Source organism: Pedobacter jeongneungensis, assembly GCF_039538295.1.
In the GTDB taxonomy this organism is placed as follows: Bacteria; Bacteroidota; Bacteroidia; order Sphingobacteriales; family Sphingobacteriaceae; genus Pedobacter; species Pedobacter jeongneungensis.
Map to the genome: position 1 here is coordinate 373181 of NZ_BAABBY010000007.1, position 13528 is coordinate 386708.

At 38.2% G+C, this 13528-nt stretch carries 13 protein-coding genes; all 13 read right to left on the reverse strand.

Translation table 11 applies throughout. The annotated features are described in order from the left end of the window. Positions 1-15: 15 nt before the first annotated feature. Positions 16-1335, reverse strand: a complete 1320-nt coding sequence (locus ABD769_RS15870; RefSeq protein ID WP_344852375.1) for a PAAR-like protein — start codon at positions 1333-1335, stop codon at positions 16-18. A 12-nt stretch (positions 1336-1347) separates the two neighbouring features. After that, complete coding sequence (locus tag ABD769_RS15875) at positions 1348-2211, reverse strand: hypothetical protein (RefSeq protein ID WP_344852376.1); 864 nt, start codon at positions 2209-2211, stop codon at positions 1348-1350. Beyond that, positions 2208-4079 carry a type VI secretion system Vgr family protein gene (locus ABD769_RS15880; RefSeq protein ID WP_344852377.1) on the reverse strand — a complete coding sequence of 624 codons (1872 nt, stop codon included), beginning with the start codon at positions 4077-4079 and terminating at the stop codon, positions 2208-2210. Before ABD769_RS15880 ends, ABD769_RS15875 begins: the two co-directional genes overlap by 4 nt. A gap of 34 nt (positions 4080-4113) precedes the next feature. Next, positions 4114-4575 carry a hypothetical protein gene (locus ABD769_RS15885; RefSeq protein WP_344852379.1) on the reverse strand — a complete coding sequence of 154 codons (462 nt, stop codon included), beginning with the start codon at positions 4573-4575 and terminating at the stop codon, positions 4114-4116. Between the two features lie 46 nt (positions 4576-4621). Then, entirely contained in the window at positions 4622-5482 is an 861-nt protein-coding gene (locus tag ABD769_RS15890) for a hypothetical protein (RefSeq protein WP_344852380.1), read from the reverse strand. Positions 5483-5540: 58 nt separating this feature from the next. Further along, positions 5541-5936, reverse strand: a complete 396-nt coding sequence (gene tssD, locus ABD769_RS15895) for a type VI secretion system tube protein TssD (RefSeq protein ID WP_344852381.1) — start codon at positions 5934-5936, stop codon at positions 5541-5543. 121 nt (positions 5937-6057) lie between these two features. Next, the gene (gene tssD / locus ABD769_RS15900; protein ID WP_344852382.1) at positions 6058-6453 is read right to left on the reverse strand and encodes a type VI secretion system tube protein TssD; all 396 of its coding nucleotides are present in this window, start codon (positions 6451-6453) and stop codon (positions 6058-6060) included. A gap of 419 nt (positions 6454-6872) precedes the next feature. After that, positions 6873-7547: a hypothetical protein gene (locus ABD769_RS15905; protein ID WP_344852383.1), complete on the reverse strand. Its 675-nt coding sequence runs from the start codon at positions 7545-7547 to the stop codon at positions 6873-6875. 129 nt (positions 7548-7676) lie between these two features. Then, entirely contained in the window at positions 7677-8345 is a 669-nt protein-coding gene (locus ABD769_RS15910; RefSeq protein WP_344852384.1) for a hypothetical protein, read from the reverse strand. 70 nt (positions 8346-8415) lie between these two features. After that, positions 8416-9279, reverse strand: a complete 864-nt coding sequence (locus ABD769_RS15915; RefSeq protein ID WP_344852385.1) for a hypothetical protein — start codon at positions 9277-9279, stop codon at positions 8416-8418. A gap of 84 nt (positions 9280-9363) precedes the next feature. Beyond that, entirely contained in the window at positions 9364-12039 is a 2676-nt protein-coding gene (locus ABD769_RS15920) for a hypothetical protein (protein ID WP_344852386.1), read from the reverse strand. Positions 12040-12041: 2 nt separating this feature from the next. Continuing rightward, the gene (locus ABD769_RS15925; protein WP_344852387.1) at positions 12042-12527 is read right to left on the reverse strand and encodes a DUF4280 domain-containing protein; all 486 of its coding nucleotides are present in this window, start codon (positions 12525-12527) and stop codon (positions 12042-12044) included. A 16-nt stretch (positions 12528-12543) separates the two neighbouring features. Beyond that, on the reverse strand, positions 12544-13527 hold the full coding sequence (locus ABD769_RS15930; protein ID WP_344852388.1) for a hypothetical protein: 984 nt from the start codon (positions 13525-13527) through the stop codon (positions 12544-12546). Position 13528 lies beyond the last annotated feature (1 nt).

Sequence of the window (13528 nt, forward strand, 5' to 3'; positions counted from 1 at the left end):
TTTTATCTTAATTTACTAAAACCAATCACCTATGGCCTTGCCAAGGCTACTGCCGGCAATGCCACCAATTATTCCGCCAACCACACCGCCTATAACTACCCCAACAGGGCCACCAACCACTCCTATCATTGCTCCCAATTCTGCCCCTGCAACTGCACCACCAAGTGCACCGATTGCACCTCCGGTGGCTTCTTTTGTTTTTTCTCCAAAATGCCCTTCTTCCTGGTAGGCCGTATATACATTATAGCCTTCCATGGCAATGCCTATAACTATTGCCCCACGGCCAACTACTTTGCCAACTTTGCTTATAGTGCCCGCATTGCTTACCAAGAATTTATTTGCAGCGCTAATAGCTTTTGTACCTTGTATGCTATTTGAAATGCTATTTATGGCATTGGCAGCTTTACTAGTTCCTTTCATTACATTAGCGGGTGCAAGTTCTACTACAGTACCTACTTTTCCCATATCATCAACATTGTAATAAGTAACCTTGCCGTTGGGTTCTACCGCACCGGCCAAACGTTTTAAGGATGGGTCGTTTTTGCTAATTTTGTCCAACACCCTGTTTGCGTCTTCTGGTGGCAACGATTGCTGAACTCTACTATTCCCTTCTATCTCCCCATCGCTTAGCCACCTTTTGCTTAATTGCTTACCTGTTTTTTTAGTGGTTTCCATCCTAGGTTTTTTACCCCTACTGCTAAATTTGCCATCTGCAACAATATCAGTTGTCCCTTTTGCATCTTTTGCGCCAATATCAAGCCCATTTTGACCTGTGCCCATCTCTTTTGCATTTAGCTGATAGCCTTTTGCTTTTAAATCTTGCTTTATGTTTTCTTCTCCATATAAACGTTTAAAATCTCCTTTGCTCTGTGCAATTTCGTCAATAGTTTTACCTTTCAAAAACTCTTTATCTGTAGCTTTTAACAAGCTAGATCTTTCTGCGAAGTTTTCTTTTAGATAGTTATATCCATTTTGGGCACCAATACCCAAAGATAGCACATCAGCCCCACAACCCTGAGGCACGTTAAACGTTACACTAATCCTGCCTCCTTTTTTACAGAGCAGATTTGCATCTTCAAATAATAGTTTATAACCGTTAACTTTTACCCCTTTATTGGTTTTATCCCAGTAAATGGGGTCTGGCGCACAGGTACTGCCAGTAACCGAGCAGGTACCCATTGGTAAAATATTCTCGCCAGGGATCATATCCATTTCGCTGGCCAAAAATTCACCATAAATTTTGGCGTTGTTATGGTGTGTAACTTTCAACCTGCAAGGCGCCGAACCTTTATCGCACATTAAACAGCTGTTATCTGGAATGTATTTTTTCGACATCGTATTCCCTTTCTAATTACCATGATGGATAGGCAAAGTCCATCTGTTTATTTTATCCGTTTCTACTTCCTTTTTTTCAGGTAAAATTATTTTTAGCTGATGTGCGGTAATAACCTGATAAAAATCGGGCACATAGGCTTCTAAAAAAAGATCTGACTGGTGTAACAACCCATTTTTAATAATATATTCTTCTTCAAGATCAACTGCCAAATCAACTTTAATGTTATAAGTGTTTGTAATAGCTTTAAGCATTCTTACCAAGGGCTTGCGATTAAATTTTTGATGGTTAAGTATGCCTTTATTTTTAATAGTAATATTTTGCTTGCCTTCTGCCTCTTTTTGAATGATGATGGGTAAATCAGCTGTTCCAAAATATTGCGACAGAATTAGTTCCAGTTCTTCAGTTGGAAGTTGTGGTTTATAAAATGGCTGAAACAAGGCCCTAAAATGGTTATAACCTATAAAGCTACTAACCAATCGCTTATCATCTTTTAAAATTGCTTCTGTTTCTGCAATCATTTGCTTAATGCCTGGTTTAGCACCATATTTTTTCGAAAGCTTCGATTTAAATGTTGTTTCCCAGCGCTCATGAAGCTGGTTCAAAAATTTCATACCTATAAATTTGCCTTCAAAATCGAGCATAAAATATAAGGGACTTTGAAACCATTCTAAATCTTCTGCCCATTGATGAATTAAAGCAGTACCCTCCATTTTTTGATCTAAGAGCTTATACTCAAACAAAAAGTAATTATCCTTTTGATCAATGAATTTAACCTCAACCCATCTATCATGGATAAATTCACTTTGTTTAGTTCCAATCCTAACTTTATTGGCCGAAGTGATTTGATAGAATACTGTATCTTTTAAATTTATCATGACTGGTTAATTTCTACATCTGTGGCTCCAATTTTCGCCAACGTTCCTCCGTCAAGATTCATTTCATCTGTTGAACTTAACGCTGCTTTTTTAGAAGAAGTTTTTAAAGTTCCATTGTCTGCATTAATCGCAATATCCTTGGCCGATGAAGTAAGTTTTATATTTTCAGTATGGCTTGTAAAGGAAATATCTTTTTTGGCACTTGTGGTTATATTCTCGTCTTGGGCTACGGTTGTTATCGATTTTTTGGCATTGATATTAATGGTTCCTTCTCCGCCACCTTCTTCGCCGGGCTGGGCATTAATGGCAATGCTGTTGCTGGCATTTATAATAAAATCTTTGGTATTAATGGTAAAGGTATTGGGCGCGGTTAAGGTTATGGTGCCATCTCCATGCATTACCAGTATGTTACCACTCGGATCTTTCACGGTTGCACTTCCTTTACTATCATCTAATATCACCGAGCAACCGCTCCTGGTGGTTAAGCTTTTCGTTTTGTTGGTTTCGCCGCCACCGGCACCAATTTTACCGTGGTACATGCTGCCCATTACAAATGGCCGGTTGGCATCGTTATACCTGAAACCAATTAACACCTGATCGCCGGTTTCGGGTACAAATGCAAATCCCCTGTTCTTGCTTACCTTGTCGCTGCTTCCGGCATCGGGCGTAAGTACCCTGATCCACTCTGTTTTGTCGGCACCGGTTTGCCAAAGCATCTGTACTTTTACGCGGCCCATGCCTTTGGGGTCGTTATTATCAACCACTTTGGCTATCTGGCTTTCAGCTATCGGAATCTTAATATTGTACACAGGGATTACATCGGCTCCGGCATCTATTCCGTAAAAATGGTTTTTATATTCATTATTCGATTGGATCTCGTGGGTAACCGAGAGTACCAGGTAACTTCCTTCATCCTGTTCTACAAAATTCAGTTCTTCGCGCTGCGAGTTGATGATTTTAACAATTTTGCCAAGGGCAACTGCAGGATTATCGCCCACAGCATTAATACCTACGAGATCATTTGAAACAGCAGCTTTTTTTACCTTTAGGATATCATCCAGTTCCTTTTGCGAAGTAATGCGGTTACGCAGTGGAGTATTGTTTTCTTCATTAAAAGTTTCCTGTGATTGCTGGATGGCAAAAAGGCTGTGCTCAGATAAGCCACCTGTATCTGGTTTTGCGGTAGCACTTAATACCTGATCGTTTTCGGAGTTATAGGAATAATTGGAAAAATTAAGGTGGGCAACCCTCATAGAAAAATCCATCTGCTCAATATCGCGGCCATAAACCAGCTGGATTTCTTCCAGTTTATCGGGCATTCCAAAGCACAGTTGCTCGCCATTGTAGAAAAACCATTCGCCATATAATGCCGAAATCCGGTTTATAAAATCGAAGTTACTTTCTTTATACTGTGTAAAATATCCGAGCGTTGCATTACGGTTTACATTAATCTGTACCTCAACACCGCCGGCCTTTAATACCTTAGCAGTTATTGCCTCCAGATTAAGCTGGTTAAATGAACGCATAATGGCTCCGCCATCAAGCTTTATAGTAGGGCTATAACCACTCAGTACGTATCCTCCGCTCTGTCCGTGTGCTTTTATCACACTTATTTTAGTAACCAGCCCCTTAAACTTGTTTGCAGATTGACCAAGTGCAGAAAAAAGTTCTATAGTAATATCCTTGCCAATCCAATTTCTCGACTGGTAAACATCAAATGTTCCGGCAAAACCAAGATCGAACAAACTGAGGTGCAATTCGAATTCATGGTGGTTGTTAAATGACTGTGACAGCTTAAGATAGGTGAAGTGGCTGATTTTTCCACCATCTACAAATATTTCTGCCCGTACTTTATTTGCTGTAGACATGTTTTTCGGTTTAGAATTGATTATTGAGGGTTAATTAGCATTTTAATATAAAACCCAATTGGCCGGTATAACTGCCTTTACCAAACGATTTGGGTAAGACCTGCTTTTTTAAATAGATTTCTATCGCATCATGAAGTGCTGTAATATCATTGCTGCTCAGCTTTTTGCACTGTATGGTTTCAGACTCCCGCCTTACGTTTATCACTTCTCCATTTTCATTTGAAGTAAGGGTATAGCTAAAAGAAATCTTATCGCAATCGCTACAGTTAGTTGTAACTTTTCTGGCCTTTAAAAAAGGATTCAGGCATTCGCTGATAAACTTCAATTTGATATCAGCCCAATCCAAATCCTTTTTTACTTTTTCCATATCTACCGTTGTTGTATCCAACTGCGGGGCTTTTGTTTTATTGGCCATATTTGTGTCGGTTAAGTCTTCAGATTTTTTTTTCACCTGCTCTCTCTCATTATTTCCGTCTGATTTACAGGATGATGCCATTATAAAACAGCAGCACAGTATTCCTATATTTTTTAATATTTTCATTTTAATCGGAGAAGTATATATTGTTGCTATTATTATCCGGAGAAAATAATTTTTCATACGCCTGCATAGTTTTTACAATATCGTCCATGCTTTTACCGGCCAGAATCTGTTTTAAAATAGGTGTTGCATCAGATCTAACAGATTGTTTAGTGCCAAAAATAACTAAATTAGCCTTCGATTTGATTTTCCCTGTTTCGGTACGTACGAGGCCAAATTTTTGCATTTTATCCTTTACCGACCATTTCCCCCTGATCTCGTCCAGGTAATCGATAGAGGAGCAAGCATTAAAAAACCAGACCTGGTATAAGTTTTCGCTAAAAAGATTCTTTTTGGTAATACTTTCTAAATCGTTATCCTTTCGGGAGTGCATCCCTTTTACATATTTTATTCGCAGGGCTTTATCGTGGGGAGAATTTTGAAGTTTAAGCTGATTATTTGCATGGGCAACCGTATTCAAGCCAACAATGAAATTTTCTTTACTGCTTTTCTCATCGTCAAAATCGGGTCCTATACCTATACGCCCATGGCCGCTATAAATTACAATCTCTTTGGTTGCTAAAAATGAGGCAAAGGTGCTTGCCGGACTTTTCTTTTTTGAACTGGTGATGTAAACATAAATATCAACATCAACCAGCTGTTTGGTGGCGGTTAAATAGTACCTTTTACGTAAATAGTAAGTATCGTAATATAAATCTGATGATGATTTTGCTGTTTTGCGGAAGCCATTGCCGAGCAATACTGTTATGATATCATTCAGTTCATTAGAGAAATCGGGCTTTTCACCAGCAAATTCATAGCCCACTCCAATAGCAATATCCAACCGCTTATCGCGGAAGAGCTTTGCATAATCAATATTTCCCATAACTTAAATGTTTATGAGGTAGAAATGTATTTCAATTTCTACCTCATTTATAGAAAATTTAAGCTTTTGGCCAGTCGTTTTCGTGTTCTGCATTGCCCACCTTTAATTTACGGGCAGATACCACAAAACTTAAAGTCATAGGTGTATTGTCGTTTACCGCAATACCCTCGTTATACTGGATGATGTAGGCATCTTCAAAAGTTAGTTCTTTCATCTTTGCATCTTCTTCACCTTTTTTAAAGATAATGCTACCAGCCTGTGGCTTATATTGGTTGTTAACCATTGATTCGATTACCGAGGTATCTTCGGTTGATTCGATTTCGATGTTAATGGTACCACCATAAACACCTGACGATGGACGGCCTTTTGCGTCAACATCTCTGTTTAATGAAAAGCTGCACTGTAGTACATCAAATTCTTTTGATCCTAAATTTAAACGGGTTTTGAATGCCATTGTAGTAAGTTTTAATGTTTTTAAATGAATGAATTGCGGTGAGCGGTTGCGATAAGCACATGGGTTTGGTGTAAGGCGTTCTATTGCCTTGTACCCTAAACCTTATGCCTTAGACCTCTCTTTAGGCTTTTGGCCAATCGTTAATGTGCTCGGCGTTGCCTAATTTAAGCTTGCGCGCTGAAATCTGGAATTTGAGCGTCATCGGGTGATCGCCAACAATGTTAATCCCTTCGGAATATTTAACAATGTAGCCGTCTTCGAAGTTAACTTCTTTCATTTTGGCATCTTCCTCCGATTTTTTGATCAGCAGGGTTCCGGTAATGGGTTTGTACTGGTTGTTTACCATCGCCTCGATAATTGAGGTGTCTTCGGTTGATTCGATCTCAATGTCGATGGTACCGCCGTAAACTCCGGAAGAGGGTCTTCCTTTAGCATCTACATCACGGTTTAACGCATAGGCACAATGAAGCACATCGTACTCCTTGCCTGAAAAATTTAATCTAGCTTTGAAAGCCATAGTTTTAAAATTTAAAGGTTAAAAAAATTGAATTTTATGTAGCGTCCACTACTGTATATCATTAACCAAATATTAGGCCAAATATTGTGTATCTGCCTCATATATAACCAGTAACAACCCCGAAATAATTCAGAAATCCTAACTCACGCTATAAAAAATGCAGATTATTGCACAGAAAAAAATTGTATTTTTTTTCAAATTATTTAATGTCTTATTTTTATTACATGCAATAGCTTAAAACATTGTAGCATTTTAGGGCAAAGTGTTGCTTTTTGCAACAGCAATTTATTAAAAGCAACATCTTTTAAAATACTCCTTTAGAACCCTTTTGCTTAAAGGATTACCGATATTTTATGATAACACAGTGTGAGGTTGGATTTTACTGCAGGTAGCATTAAATGTTTTGTGTTAAAGATTATTTAACCACCTTTAAAATGTTCTTTCTGATAGAATAGAAAATTGATATTTCTTGCCAATGATATTTTCATTTTATCATCCAGCAATGCTTTGTTAAAAACAGTTAACTTCACGTGGCAGGTTTTCTTATCAACCCATTTACCATTAACACTGGTACTCTCAACTTCCTGTTTCGTATCTCTTTCAAGCTGTACAATAACATCATTAAGAAACCATTGATAAACGATGGCTCCGTCTACCAGTTTTCCAATTTTTGGATTACTGCTTTTAAATTTATTTTTGAGCTGATTAACAAAGGCATCAATTTGCGACATTGGCTGATCATAAAAATTAAAGGCAGCAAATGCAATGATCTTGCTTTTATCATTGCTCAGGATTCTGACATTATTGAATGTAAACCAGTTCTGGTAGGTAATGATTTCAGGATTTTTACCCTTATCATCCTTAAAAAGGAAAAATGTTTCGTAAAGTTTGGTCTGATTATTTTGCTGCTGCCCTGAAAGTACAGTTTTGCTTTTATTCTGAGCGGCTAAAACATTAATATCTTCACTGAAATTTATTTTGGCTAAATCAAAACGGCCACAAGTGATGCAAATGGATTTTGGATTTTGAGCATTTAGTACACCGTGTATGAAAAAGCTACTGACAATGGTTAAAATAACAACAATTCTTTTCATATAAATTTTATCTGATGATTTCTGAATTAGATCCGGGGGGAGTATTACACCACTTATTAATCCATTTTCTTTTCACGGCTGATCGAAGAAAAATTTATTGCTGGTCCGGTCCATTCTATGGGTGTTCGGTTAATTTAACTTCCTTCTTCCCCTATAGCCCATAACCTGGAGAAAAAGAAATGAAATATTGAATGCCAGGCAGATAATGATCAATGCATCTGCTTTCAGCTGTAATACAACAGTAATCAGATACAGCACAACAGCAATGGGAACTGCCAGCATAAATGAATATAAAACCCTGATAAACTCAATTTTTGCATGACCGAAAGCATTTTTAAAATCGTAGTAAAAGCCCAGCATATTAAGGCCTAAAAAAATCATAGCCATTATGAGTAAGCCTGTATGTTCAACGATATACTGGTTGGCTCCGGTAAGGATATCAAAAACACCTGCCAAAGCACTCTTAAATATCATGAACGGAATTCCAAAAACAACAAGCAGCACTCCAAAATATACGGTCCAAAAAAAAGCCTTTTTTGAAAGTTTTTTAGGTTCATCCACACGGTAACTTTTAATAATTGTTTTATTAAAACGCGATGGCCGGAAACCGTAAATAACGATCAGGAAAAAATAAAACTCTAACTGGAAAATGGTGAGCTGAAAACCATCGTTTGTTTTTCTGATCAGGTTTTCGTTAGATGCCTGAATGATGAAGGAATAAAATAAAGCACATACAGCATAGAGCCTAAAAAAAAGGAAATAGCAAAATAGTGCAATTGAAATTCTTTTGGCTATCATAGCTTGTTCATAAAAAAGAACTACCTGTGCAGTTCTTTTTTAATTAACATAAATTTAGATGTAATATTTACTACCAAACCTGCAGTCCTTCAGCATTCTTTGGCAGGTACAGAAAAATCGGATCTCCAGCTTCAAATGACTTCGCTTCTGAGCCTTCTTTAGAGGAAGCAACTTCACCTTTTAAATGTAAAACAGGGTGATGGTTTTTTTGCCATAAAGCTACTATTTTTCCGTTTGCATAATACTGAACCGAATAGTTCTGAATAGGCGTAAACGATCTTTTCTTTACCTGCGGATCAACAAGGGCAAGCAAATCACCAGAACTTTCCTTTTCTTCGATCTGCTCCTTACTGGTGTATGTTGTATTGTAAACTAAGGCTGAAGAGTGTACCAAATATTTATTGTACGCCAATGAATCAAAGTTTTCGCAGGCATTGCGTATCTCATTATATTTTTGTACTACTTTTTGTTCAATGTTGGGAACAGTTTTTAGGTCTTTTGCTTCGGCCAGTTCTTTACTGTAATCAAAAGGTACCGTGGCCGCAAACTGGATCCTGGTTTCGTAATACGGAAGTTTTTTTTCCTCCAATCCAGAAGGAAGTTCAAATTCTGTTATTTTTTTATACTCAGACAACCTGCTGTTTTTATTGGGTGCGTGATAAAAAGTTAGTGTAACGTGTGCATATTTAGATATAAATTCGTCCCCATCTTTTGGATAAATTTTAACAATAGCCGTTTGTGGACCGCTCTTGGTAATCATCGCATTAAGAGGCAACATCATACTTTCGCCATTGTTCTCCACCATCCTGTAATCTACGTTATCCTGCATTTCCAACACCATTTTGCAACCCTGTTTATTCATCTGAACAGTATAAACAGGTGTTTCGCTATATGTTTTTACCTGGGATTTGATATCGTTAATAATTTGTTCCATTGTTTTTTTATCATTTTGTGCCTGACATCCAATATTCAAGAATTGAATTAAAATGGAGATGCCGAGTATAATTTTTTTGCCCATTTATTTGTTTTTAATATAGTAATAACGTCCTTTAAGCATATCTGGTTTAGGCTCTACCAATTCGTGGGCTTCATTGTCGACCCCAACCTTTGCCCGCCATATTTTTGCCTTTGCAGTTACATAAACCAATAGACCTCCAAATCCTATGCCAGCTTCAACATACATGCCTTCGTTGCTTGCACCGGTTTTACCAGAAAAGATAAGTGAAGTCTCTCCTCTTGCAGAGGCTTCGAATTCGACTCCAAAACCTTCACCCGAAGGACGTGAGTTAAAACTGATCTTTGGGACATCAGCTGCCGCTTTGATCCCCAATTCAGCCCCGATACCTACCGTAGTACTGGCCTCTAAAGGTTCCATACCATACTCTTGTCCCAATGTAATATTTGCCTTTAAATCTATCTGTCCGAACGCAAGGAGGTTAAACCAGATTTCTATTCCTGCAACATCGGCAGCGGTACGTATTGCTTTGATAACCTGCCCTGCAGCAGGGATAAATTCGGCACAGGCGATTAGATCGAGTTTACCTGTTCCTTTTATCAGTGGTGTAAAACCAAGGGATATGGTCCCTGTTCTCCTTACATTATATATTTTTTCCTTGTCCGGTTCAAGTTTCCAGGTTCCCGCAATCGATATTACGGGGTAATCCATCTGGAAAGTAATGGGCAGCATTTTTATCGGCAGTTTTGAAGCCAGTTTTGCCGCCATTCCATTTTTGGCTTTGGTGACACCGGTTATATCATCCAATGTTTCTTTTACCTTAATTAAAGCCCTTAAAAAAGGTTCTATTTTTGCCGCATACCCGCCTGATATCTCCCTGGTAAAATCACCTGATTTTGCCTTAATAGCCAGATCGAATGATACTTCACCATTTAAAAACCTGCGGTTGTTGGAAGCAGCCAAAGTTTTTATCCTGTTCTGCCTTGAAGTAACACCGGCAGGCATATTTGTGTGCGAATAAACCTCTGGTGTATCGGAAGATAGCTTTAAACTAAACTCCCATTCCATATCCGGATACACGTTTATTTTTGCAATCTGGTTGGGGTATCTACAAGTGCTCACCGGGAGATAATAACTTTGCGCCAACGAATCGCTCAACCAGAAATAGTTGAACATCCACATAAATTCAGAAGCTGCATTATCCCCTAAACTCCTTTCCAGCCAAACTTTATTATAAATATAATTGAGCTTTAAAACAATCTGGTTTTCACCTTTAAATTCACTTTGTAAAACCTGTACTTCCGATACGTCCTCAGAAGGCGCCTTGTTTTTATCCGGAATTACATCGGTATCATTCTCTTGTGTAGGATCTTTAGTAGTAGTATAGCCTTTATCTGTTTTTTCTGCCGCGATGGCCCTATCCAATAAGAAAACATGGTCAGGGGAATCATGCTTTTGTCCGCTTGGAAGTAGCAGGCCGTTACACGGTACATTTTTATTATGCAGGTTTTCTACCGTAATGGATACATCTTTTCTCTTTTCTCCGGCAATGATGGAAAACGGCTGACCGGTTTTGTCGCCCCCTGTGGTTAAAAGGTCTTCATCAAAGCAGGTAAAAGCACTTCTTTCTTTATCTCCATCATCTTTGATCACGATTTTTGAATAACCGCAGGGATCGAATTCTTTTCTGGTGTACCTGATATCACCAATGTACTGGATCTGATTTACTTTTTTTGCTTCAATCCTGTCTAAAAAGTCAGTCATCAATTCTTCAGATACGATAAAGCGGCTTGAAATAGACGATTTATTGTCGATATCCTTTAGCCCTAATACTTTAGCATCATATGTAACCAGATCAGTGGTAGGCTCATCGGCAAAGTTCCTGAAGACTACCCGTTCTTCTTTTTCATTTGTACCGTATATTAATCCGGGTTCGGTATGATATTTATATATTTCGAGTACTACGGTAAAATTTTTCTTTGCTTTTTGGTCCTTTTTCCAGGCAATTTCTATCGGAAAAGAAGTTTTATAATAGCTGTTGCAATTGCTTGAACTTCCAGCATCCTGAGATATGGCAAAAACCTTTGGTTCTTTCCACAGGTTATTTTTTTTAAAATCATCTGTACCGGTTAAACCTTTCGCTTTATCTTCTTCCAATAGATATACTTTTCCGCGATATTTGTTTTTCTTATCCAGGTTATAGCCGTGCAGCATGATTTCGAGGTTTGCAAAATCGCCATAACGCTTTACGTCTTCACTTTTATTAAAGTAGGCATAACAGATGTTTGATTTGGTTACCGGTATTACATAAAAATAAAAGCCGGTACCCGGACTTTCGCTAAAAAGCTCTACTCTTTGTTTAAAGCCGTAATAATAGCTATAACCCGAAGGATTAAATAAAAAAGTGCTGCCAACTTTATATTTAAGACCCAATCCGTATTTACTTACCGGAATTTTTCCGCCGCTTAATGGCCCCCAGAGGTTATCGGTAATTTCGCCGGATTTTGCTTTTTCCAGGCTTTGAAAAAACACATCATATATGAACGCCCATCGGGCATTTTCGATGGTGTGTTTAGGATTGGTGGTTTTTCCGCCTACACACCTTTCATCAACTACAAATTCATTTTTATTTTCGGTATTCAGGTAAATTCCCATCCCTTTAGTAAGCGAATAAAGTTTGCCGTTTTCCCTCCAATAACAATGCTGCAATCCTCTTGTATCTTCTATTTTATCTGGCATGACTATTCAGCGTTTAAAAATTCGTATAAACCGGCCTTATCCAGCTCCTTCATATTCACCAATGGATTAATCTGCGATTGTTGTTCCTCATCAGCATTATCGATATTCTGCTGCGAAGGCTGTCCTTTTTGTCCTGTTTTAGCAAAAAAGATACAGGGTGAACCGCTAATGGTGCAAACTCCTTTACTGTCTTCTACCAGCACCTGCCCGTTGTTGATCAAAACCATATCCTTGTACATGCCTTTCCATTCGGTTAGGGCGGGCATACAGGGTTTAAAACCGCCTGGCGTGGGTTGTAGCTTACATTGTCCGAAGGTATTTTTTTCAAAAGTCATCCCGATATCTACATGAGAGGCAATTAATTTTTGCGCGCCATCTTTATCGTTCACATAATGCTTTTGCTGGGTAAGTACCTTCAATTTATCGGTTGTGGTACCAAACTGGCATTGGCAGGTGGCACCTTGTACAATGATTTCTTTCTGTGACATTTCTCTTCTCCTTTATTTAACCCAATACCCTTGCCCAAAATCCCTTTTTCTTTTCAACAGGAAAACCGTTATTTCCCTCCTGAATTAACAAATGCTGATCTGTTGCCGGAATGCTGCTTTCAATTTCATAAGCAGAGAAAGCAATGCGTTTAATGCTTATTTCTTCTCCCTTTTCCTTTTTATATAAATTCCAGTTTACATGCGCATGTTTAAGCAAACCTCCATCCTGATCTAAATCAAAGTCGGCATTTAATTTCATTTTTAAAGCCCCTTTTTGCCCCATCTGTATTTTTTGCTCTTCGGTAATCTCACCTTCTGAAGAAAAATTCACTTTGAATGTCCCATAACCGGTATAGTTGGGCTCGACAGATTGAACACCTTCGAAAGCCATGTTTTTATAAGCGATAACGGGAAAAAATAATGTGCTTTGCCGGGATAATGAACCATTATATTTTAGGTACTGGGGATGAAAAAACACATTCCAGAACATATCTGCTCTTAATGCATATTCAAGCTCAAACCTATCTGATATCTTTTTCTCCATCTTTTCTAAATATAGCTCCGCATAGCTGCCTTCATATTTATCAGAGATTTTTTCGGCTACCTGTTTCCAGCGGTTTAGGATTTCTCCGTGATTAATAATTCCTCTGAATATTTCGTTCCTGGAATTCACATCAACCTTTAGGGGATATATTGCACCCATGCCCATGCTGGCCAGTTGTTCGCCAATAAAATCAGGCTCATGCCTGTCTATAAAAAGATCCGTTTTATCAAAGCATAACTGCCAGACTTTATTTTCATCTCTAAATTGGTTCACTTTGAGGTGGATCTGGTAATCTAATCTTTTTGCCACTTCCGCTTTTCCATCGTTATAGTATTTAATGGTAATGCCATAATTCCTAGTAGAACGGGGTTTGGGTGCAAAATCAATCGCATGGTCGATATTGAGCTTAATTTTGCCCTGAGCTGCAGAATTTGAAAGGCTACTTACTTTTTCCATA

Excerpts from the sequence above, each read along its gene's own strand:
- ABD769_RS15890 (WP_344852380.1), bottom strand. The coding sequence starts at position 5,482 with ATGGGAAATATTGATTATGCAAAGCTCTTCCGCGATAAGCGGTTGGAT.
- ABD769_RS15875 (WP_344852376.1), bottom strand. The coding sequence starts at position 2,211 with ATGATAAATTTAAAAGATACAGTATTCTATCAAATCACTTCGGCCAAT.
- ABD769_RS15880 (WP_344852377.1), bottom strand. The coding sequence starts at position 4,079 with ATGTCTACAGCAAATAAAGTACGGGCAGAAATATTTGTAGATGGTGGA.
- ABD769_RS15870 (WP_344852375.1), bottom strand. The coding sequence starts at position 1,335 with ATGTCGAAAAAATACATTCCAGATAACAGCTGTTTAATGTGCGATAAA.
- ABD769_RS15925 (WP_344852387.1), bottom strand. The coding sequence starts at position 12,527 with ATGTCACAGAAAGAAATCATTGTACAAGGTGCCACCTGCCAATGCCAG.
- ABD769_RS15885 (WP_344852379.1), bottom strand. The coding sequence starts at position 4,575 with ATGGCATCATCCTGTAAATCAGACGGAAATAATGAGAGAGAGCAGGTG.
- ABD769_RS15910 (WP_344852384.1), bottom strand. The coding sequence starts at position 8,345 with ATGATAGCCAAAAGAATTTCAATTGCACTATTTTGCTATTTCCTTTTT.
- tssD (WP_344852381.1), bottom strand. The coding sequence starts at position 5,936 with ATGGCATTCAAAACCCGTTTAAATTTAGGATCAAAAGAATTTGATGTA.
- ABD769_RS15930 (WP_344852388.1), bottom strand. The coding sequence starts at position 13,527 with ATGGAAAAAGTAAGTAGCCTTTCAAATTCTGCAGCTCAGGGCAAAATT.
- ABD769_RS15920 (WP_344852386.1), bottom strand. The coding sequence starts at position 12,039 with ATGCCAGATAAAATAGAAGATACAAGAGGATTGCAGCATTGTTATTGG.
- tssD (WP_344852382.1), bottom strand. The coding sequence starts at position 6,453 with ATGGCTTTCAAAGCTAGATTAAATTTTTCAGGCAAGGAGTACGATGTG.
- ABD769_RS15905 (WP_344852383.1), bottom strand. The coding sequence starts at position 7,547 with ATGAAAAGAATTGTTGTTATTTTAACCATTGTCAGTAGCTTTTTCATA.
- ABD769_RS15915 (WP_344852385.1), bottom strand. The coding sequence starts at position 9,279 with ATGGAACAAATTATTAACGATATCAAATCCCAGGTAAAAACATATAGC.